This is a genomic window from Streptomyces sp. CC53, from assembly GCF_001865245.1.
Lineage (GTDB): Bacteria > Actinomycetota > Actinomycetes > Streptomycetales > Streptomycetaceae > Streptomyces.
In genome coordinates this window covers 1-6,697 of sequence record NZ_MKXB01000050.1, presented here as the reverse complement: position 1 = coordinate 6,697, position 6,697 = coordinate 1, and the positions used below count along the sequence as shown (strand labels likewise).

6 protein-coding genes are annotated in these 6,697 nt (G+C 74.3%); 3 read left to right on the top strand and 3 right to left on the bottom strand.

The features are described from left to right. Positions 1 to 44: 44 nt before the first annotated feature. Complete coding sequence (locus BJP40_RS04500) at positions 45 to 1,205, bottom strand: ABC transporter substrate-binding protein (RefSeq protein ID WP_071278755.1); 1,161 nt, start codon at positions 1,203 to 1,205, stop codon at positions 45 to 47. A 269-nt stretch (positions 1,206 to 1,474) separates the two neighbouring features. Between BJP40_RS04500 and BJP40_RS04495 the strand changes: the two genes are divergently transcribed. Continuing rightward, positions 1,475 to 2,236, top strand: coding sequence for a GntR family transcriptional regulator (locus BJP40_RS04495; protein ID WP_071278753.1), 762 nt, complete (start codon positions 1,475 to 1,477; stop codon positions 2,234 to 2,236). A 315-nt stretch (positions 2,237 to 2,551) separates the two neighbouring features. On the opposite strand, the gene BJP40_RS04490 is transcribed toward BJP40_RS04495, so the two are convergent. Next, positions 2,552 to 3,217 carry an HAD family acid phosphatase gene (locus tag BJP40_RS04490; protein WP_071278751.1) on the bottom strand — a complete coding sequence of 222 codons (666 nt, stop codon included), beginning with the start codon at positions 3,215 to 3,217 and terminating at the stop codon, positions 2,552 to 2,554. 206 nt (positions 3,218 to 3,423) lie between these two features. Between BJP40_RS04490 and BJP40_RS04485 the strand changes: the two genes are divergently transcribed. Continuing rightward, positions 3,424 to 4,050 carry a nucleoside/nucleotide kinase family protein gene (locus tag BJP40_RS04485; RefSeq protein ID WP_071278749.1) on the top strand — a complete coding sequence of 209 codons (627 nt, stop codon included), beginning with the start codon at positions 3,424 to 3,426 and terminating at the stop codon, positions 4,048 to 4,050. Between the two features lie 75 nt (positions 4,051 to 4,125). On the opposite strand, the gene treZ is transcribed toward BJP40_RS04485, so the two are convergent. After that, positions 4,126 to 5,898, bottom strand: a complete 1,773-nt coding sequence (gene treZ / locus BJP40_RS04480; RefSeq protein ID WP_071278747.1) for a malto-oligosyltrehalose trehalohydrolase — start codon at positions 5,896 to 5,898, stop codon at positions 4,126 to 4,128. Positions 5,899 to 6,130: 232 nt separating this feature from the next. Between treZ and BJP40_RS04475 the strand changes: the two genes are divergently transcribed. Beyond that, positions 6,131 to 6,697, top strand: a 567-nt coding sequence (locus BJP40_RS04475) for a DUF1707 and FHA domain-containing protein (RefSeq protein ID WP_071278757.1), incomplete at its 3' end; no start/stop codon positions are given.

Genomic DNA, 6,697 nt, shown 5'->3' with positions numbered 1-6,697 from the left:
CGGCGGCGCCCGGTGCGGTGGAGGTCGGATCGGTCATGGCGTCGTCAGCCGGCGACCGCCGCGCCCCAGCCCTGGGCCAGGGCCTTCTTGGCTGCGGCTTGCTGGGCCTCGGTCGGGAAGGACGGCGTGCCGTCGACCTTCGGCAGCTTCGCGGCGGCCGCCGTGTCGACGGTGCCGTCCTGCTCCATGGCCGGGAGCAGCACGGGACGGGCGTAGCCCTTCAGCCACAGGTTCTGGCCCTCGGCGCTGTAGAGGTACTCCTGCCACAGGCGCGCGGCGGCCGGGTGGGGGGCGTCCTTGTTGACGGCCTGCGAGTAGTACTGCGAGAACCTGCCGTCGGCCGGGACGTGCACCTGCCAGTCGACGCCCTTGCTCCGGAACTCCTCGGCGTACCCGGCGTTCAGGTAGTCCCAGTCGATGGTGATGGGCGTCTCGCCCTTCTCGACGGTGGCCGGAGTGGCCTCGACCGGCGTGTAGTTGCCGTTCTCCTTCAGCTTCGCGAAGAAGTCGAGGCCCGGCTGGATGTCGTCGAAGGAGCCGCCGTTGGCGAGGGCCGCCGCGTACACCCCGGCGAAGGCCGAACCCGACTTGGTGGGGTTGCCGTTGAGGGAGACCTGCCCCTTGTAGACCGGCTTGAGCAGGTCTTTGAAGGTCTTCGGGCACTCCTTGACGCGCTTGGCGTCGCAGCCGATGGAGACGTAGCCGCCGTAGTCGTTGTACCAGCGCGCCTCGGCGTCCTTCTGGCCCTCCGGGATCTTGTCGTAGGCCTCGACCCGGTACGGGGCCAGCAGGCCCTGCTGCGCCGCGCTGATCGCGAAGGACTGGCCGAGGTCGAGCACGTCGGGGGCGCGGTCCTGGCCCTTGCGGGAGGTCACCGCGTTGATCTCGTCCTGGCTGCTGGCGTCGGGGTTCTCGACCTTGACCTCGATGCCGTACTTCGCGGTGAACCCGTCGATCACGGCTCCGTAGTTGGCCCAGTCGCGGGGGAGGGCGATCGCGTGGAGGGTGCCTTCCTTCTTGGCGGCCGCGATCAGTGCCTCCATGCCGCCGAACTCCGCGGCGGAGGTGGCGGTGGCGGCGCTCTTGCCGCCGGCGCCCGCGGCCGGTGCCTTCGCTTCGGGTGCGCTGCCGCAGGCGGTGAGGCCGAGGGCCGCGGCGGTGAGGCCGCTGATGAGGAGGGCTGCTCTGGGGACGGACACGCTCACGATCTCTCCTGAGGGAAGAAGACGGTGACTTGTTTGAACAAGTCGGCCTCAGTAGGCCCGTCGAGAATGGCGGGAAAGTGAACTGGGGGAGAAGGCCGGAGCGTCGTCGGTGAACACTCGAATGTCCACACAATCCGTGGCAGGACAAGGGGCGAGGCAGTTCAGCGGCGAGCGGTCGGAAACGGCGTCCGCCACGCCGGTGGCTCGTCTACGCTGGTCGATCGAGTGCATGGATGCGCACAGCAGCAGGTGCGGGGAAGGGAGGGCCGGTGGCGGCGCGGCACGAGCGGATCGCGGACGAGCTGAGGAAGGCGATCGACGCCCAGGAGTACGCGATCGGGGCGAGGCTCCCCTCGGAGACCGAACTCGCCGCCCGGTACGGCGTGTCGCGCGGCACGGTGCGGCAGGCGATCGCCGCGCTGACGGCCGAGGGACTGATCGGTTCCCGGCAGGGCGCCCGGCGCGTGGTGCTGGCCAGCCGCCGGAGCCAGAGCTTCGCGGAGCTGCGCAGCTTCGCCGAGTGGGCCCGCGCGATGGGGCGCACCGCGACCGGCGAGGTGGTGGAGAGCGAGCGCCGCCCGGCGACGGCCCAGGAGGCCGCCGCCCTCCACGTCCGCACCGGCGCGCCCGTGCTGTACGTGCTGAGGGTGCGCGGGCTCGACGGGGAGCGGGTGCTCGTCGAGCGGACCGTGTACGCGGACTGGATCGCGGACGCGGTCGAACGGATCGAGCCCGACTGCCCGTCCGTCACCCGGCGGCTCCGGGAGGACGCGGGACTGGTCTTCGCGTACGGGGAGCACACCATCGACGCGACCGCCGCCGGCACGCGCGACGCCGACCTGCTGGGAGTCCGGCGGGGGAGCCCGCTGCTGCGGGTGCGGCGGGTCACCACGACGCGTGAGGGGCGTCCCGTCGAGTGCTCCGACGACCGCTACCGCGCGGACGCCGTGAGCTTCGCCATCCACAACTCCATCGGCTCCAACCCGCTGACCCGCCGCCACGGGGCGGGGCGTGCGGCGGCCGCCTCCTGACCGGGAGCGCTGGGTGCGCCCTCGGGCTGCCTCCTTCGAGCCTCCGCCACGGGACGGACGCGCGCCCACCACTTCTTCACTGAGGGCGGAGGACGGCCGATTCGACCGCGTCCTCTCCGTCCGGCTCTCCGTCCGGTGACTCCGAGGGGGGCGCCCTTGGGTACCGTCGCCGCGGCACGCCTCGGGCTCCGCCGTGGGCGCAGCCCCAGGCGTCGGCCCGACGGGGGTGTGCGCAGCACGGGAGATGCCGGGTGGCACGTGCCGGCCCCGGTGCGCCGTGGTCGCGCCCCGGGGCCGGCCGGCGTCAGAAGGGGGTCAGGACAGCTTGCCGTCGTAGTCGGGGAGCTTGAAGGTGCGTTCCGCGTGGCCGCCCGTGAGGTCGCTGGGGCGGTTGCCGATGTTGGCGATGATCGTGTATCCCTTCGCCTCGATCTCGGTGCGCTTCTCCGTCTTGTACGCGGAGACCTCCTCGAACAGGTCCGGCAGGTCGCGGACGTAGAGGCCGTTCACCGGGTAGCCCGCCGCCTTGAGGTTGTGGGCCGTCAGGTGCTGGATGATGCCCGGCCTGGCCGTCACGAAGAAGACGGCCACTCCGCGCGCGTGGGCGTACCGGGCCAGGTCGCGGACCGGGGAGACGGCCGGGGTCGGGTACTCCCAGAAGTAGTGGAAGTCCGTCTCCAGCGACGTGTTGTCGACGTCCAGGACGAGGGCGAGCCTCTCCCCGGTTCCGGCCGCGCGGGCCGTGCGCTGCTCGATGTACGGGCGGGCCGGGGCGACGGCGGCCTGCACGTCGCGCTGCCAGACCGCGTAGTCCACGCCCTTGAGCTGGGCGAGGCCGCCGTGCGCCGGGGCGAGCGCCGCCGTGCGGGCGGCGGGCGCGGCGGGTGCGGCGGCGGTGGCCTGGGCGGGCCAGGCCACCGTGAGGACGGCGGCGGCGGTGAGGGCGACGGTGCCGCGTCGGGCGGTGCTGCGTCCGTGCATGGGATCTCCTCCGTGGGGGGTGAGCGGTGCGACTCGGCATGCTCGCGTCACATGGTGGACGGAATGCGGCCTTCCGACTACTGGTCGGTAGCTGCCAGTTGAGGACTGGACGGGTGGACCAGCCGGGCCGCCCGCCGCGGACGGATGGACGGCGGGCCGGCCGTCACCGGAGGACGGCGTCCCGACGCCGGCGCGACAATGGGCGCATGGACGCCCAGCAGTTCGACGCGCTCGCCGCCCGCGCCCGCCGTCTCGCCGCCCCCGGCACCCGCCGCGTCCTCGGCATCGCTGGGGCGCCCGGCGCGGGCAAGTCCACGCTGGCCGCCCGTCTCGTGGACCGGCTCGACGGGTGCGCCGCGCTGGTGCCCCTGGACGGTTTCCACCTCGCCCGGGCGGAGCTCGACCGGCTCGGCCGCGCAGGGCGCAAGGGCGCGCCCGACACGTTCGACGCCGCCGGGTACGCCGCCCTCCTCGCCCGGCTGCGCGCCCCGGAGCCCGGCGTCACCGTGTACGCGCCCGCCTTCGACCGGGCCCTGGACGAGCCGGTCGCCGGGAGCCTCCCCGTACCGCCCGACGTCCCCCTCGTCGTCACGGAGGGCAACTACCTGCTGCTCGACGACCCCTCCTGGAGGCCGGTCCACGCCCTCCTGGACGAGGTCTGGTTCCTGGACCTCGACGACCGCCACCGGGTCCCCCGGCTCGTCCGGCGCCACGTCCGCTACGGCAAGGACCCCGCGGACGCCGAGCGCTGGGTCCGCGGGTCCGACGAGGCCAACGCCCGGCTCGTCGCCCCCGGCCGCGACCGCGCCGACCTCGTGGTGCCCATGAGCTGACCCGCCTCCCGCCGGGCCGGACTGCCGGGCCGGCGGACCGGCGCCGACCCAGCGCCCCCCGGCGCGGCCGGCCCGTCAGCCCACCCGGCCCAGCACCGCGCACGACTCCGGCGGCAGCACCAGCTCGCCGGCCCCGTCCGGCACCGACACCGGCTCCCACGCGGCCAGCACGCGCACCCCGTCACCGCCCAGCGGAACGCGGGCCGGGCGGTCCGCCAGGTTCACCGCGACCCGCACGTCCCCGCGCCGGTACGCGAACCAGCGGGCCTCCTCGTCGAACACCGCGTGCAGCGCCGTCAGGTCGGGGTCCGTCAGGTCGGGCTCGGACAGCCGCAGCGCGATCAGCCGCCGGTACCACGCCAGCAGCCGGGCGTGCGGCTCCCGCTCCCGCTCGGACCAGTCCAGGCAGGAGCGGTCCCGCGTCGCCGGGTCCTGCGGGTCCGGCACGTCCTCCTCCCGCCAGCCGTGCGCCGCGAACTCCCTGCGGCGACCCCGCCGCACCGCCTCGGCGAGCTCCGGGTCCGTGTGGTCCGTGAAGAACTGCCACGGCGTGCCCGCCCCCCACTCCTCGCCCATGAACAGCATCGGCGTGAACGGCCCCGTCAGCACCAGTGCCGCCGCACAGGCCAGCAGCCCCGGGGAGAGCGACGCCGCGAGGCGGTCGCCCTGCGCCCGGTTGCCCACCTGGTCGTGGGTCTGTGCGTAGCCGAGGAACCGGTGCGCGGGCGTCGTCGCCAGGTCCACGGGGCGCCCGTGCGTGCGGCCCCGGAAGCTGGAGTACGTGCCGTCGTGGAAGAAGACCCGGGTCGTCGTCTTCGCCAGCGCAGCCAGCGGCGCCCGCGCGAAGTCGGCGTAGTAGCCCTGCGCCTCACCCGTCAGCGCCGTGTGCAGCGCATGGTGGAGGTCGTCGTTCCACTGGGCGTGCAGCCCCAGGCCGCCCGCCGAGCGCGGCCGCGTCGTGCGCGGGTCGCACAGGTCGGACTCGGCGACCAGGAACAGCTCGCGGCCCTGCTCCTCCGCCAGCTCGTCCACCGCGGCCGACAGCTCCTCCAGGAACGTCAGCGCCCGCGTGTCCGCCAGCGCGTGCACCGCGTCGAGCCGCAGGCCGTCGATCCGGTAGTCCCGCAGCCAGGCCAGGGCGCTGCCCAGCAGGTACGCCCGGACCTCGTCGGAGCCGGGCGCGTCCAGGTTCACCGCCGCCCCCCACGGGGTGTGGTGGGTGTCCGTGAAGTACGGGCCGAACGCCGGCAGGTAGTTCCCCGACGGGCCCAGGTGGTTGTGCACCACGTCCAGCACCACGCCGAGCCCCAGGCCGTGCGCCGTGTCGACGAACCGCTTCAACGCGGCCGGGCCGCCGTACGGCTCGTGCACCGCCCACAGCGACACCCCCTCGTACCCCCAGCCGTGCCGGCCCGGGAACGGGCACAGCGGCATCAGCTCCACGTGCGTCACGCCCAGCTCCACGAGGTGGCCGAGCCGCTCCGCCGCCGCGTCCAGGGTGCCGTCCGGGGTGTACGTCCCCACGTGCAGCTCGTACAGGACGGCGGCCCGCAGCCCGCGCCCCGGGGGCGTGTGCCGCCAGGCGTGGGCGGCGTGGTCCACGACCGCGCTCAGCCCGTCCGGGCCGTCCGGCTGGCGGCGCGAACGGGGATCGGGCAGCACCGGGCCGCCGTCCAGCGCGAAGCCGTAACGGGCGCCGTCCGGGACGGCGTGCTCCCCGGCGGGCGCGCCCACGGCCGCCATCCACCACCCTTCACGCAGCGGGTCCCGCGCCAACAGGTGGCGGACACCTTCCAGTTCCAGCTCCACCCGGTCCCGCGCGTTCGGCGCCCACACCTCGAACAGCACTGGCGATCCCCTCGTCGTCGGCCGGTCCCGGCGGATCCGCCCTTCCCTGCGGCTCCGTCGGTCGCGGCGGTTCCGGTGTACCCGTGTGCGGCGGGGCGCACGGACACGTCGCGCGTTCCCTCGCCCCCATCCTGGCAAGACCGGGATCACCGGGCCACGCCTATGCGCCGATCAGGCAACAGCCTGATGCCTCGTCTGGACACTTCGGGCGAGTCAACCGACAATCACCTCTGTGACGTCGCCCTTCGAGCCCCGGACCCATCCCGACAGGCGGTTGTCGGACGCCGAGCGGGAGCGGGCGGTGGAGCTGCTGCGCGAGGGCGCGGTGCAGGGGAAGCTGTCCCACGACACGTTCCTGCGGCGCATGGAACTCGCCCTGGTGGCCCGCCACTCCGAGGAGCTGCACGCCCTCACCGCCGACCTGTCGGACGGCGGTGGCCGCTGGTCGCGGCGGCTGCTCGGTGCCGTCGAGGCCATGTCCGGGTTCACCGCGCGGCTGGGCCGCGCCTGGCAGGCCGAGCGCCTGCCGAAGCTGCTCCTCCCGGAACCGGGACCGTACCCGCTGCGCATAGGCCGCGACCCGGTCAACGGGCTGCGGCTCAGCCACGAGACGGTGTCCCGGCTGCATGCCGAACTCAGCCGGCAGGGCGGGCTGTGGATGCTGCGGGACCTCAACTCCACCAACGGCACCACCGTCAACGGGCGGCGGGTGATCGGCACCGTCATCGTCCGCCCCGGCGACCAGGTCTCCTTCGGGCGCATGGCCTTCCGCCTCGACGCCCGCCAGGCCCTTCCCGGC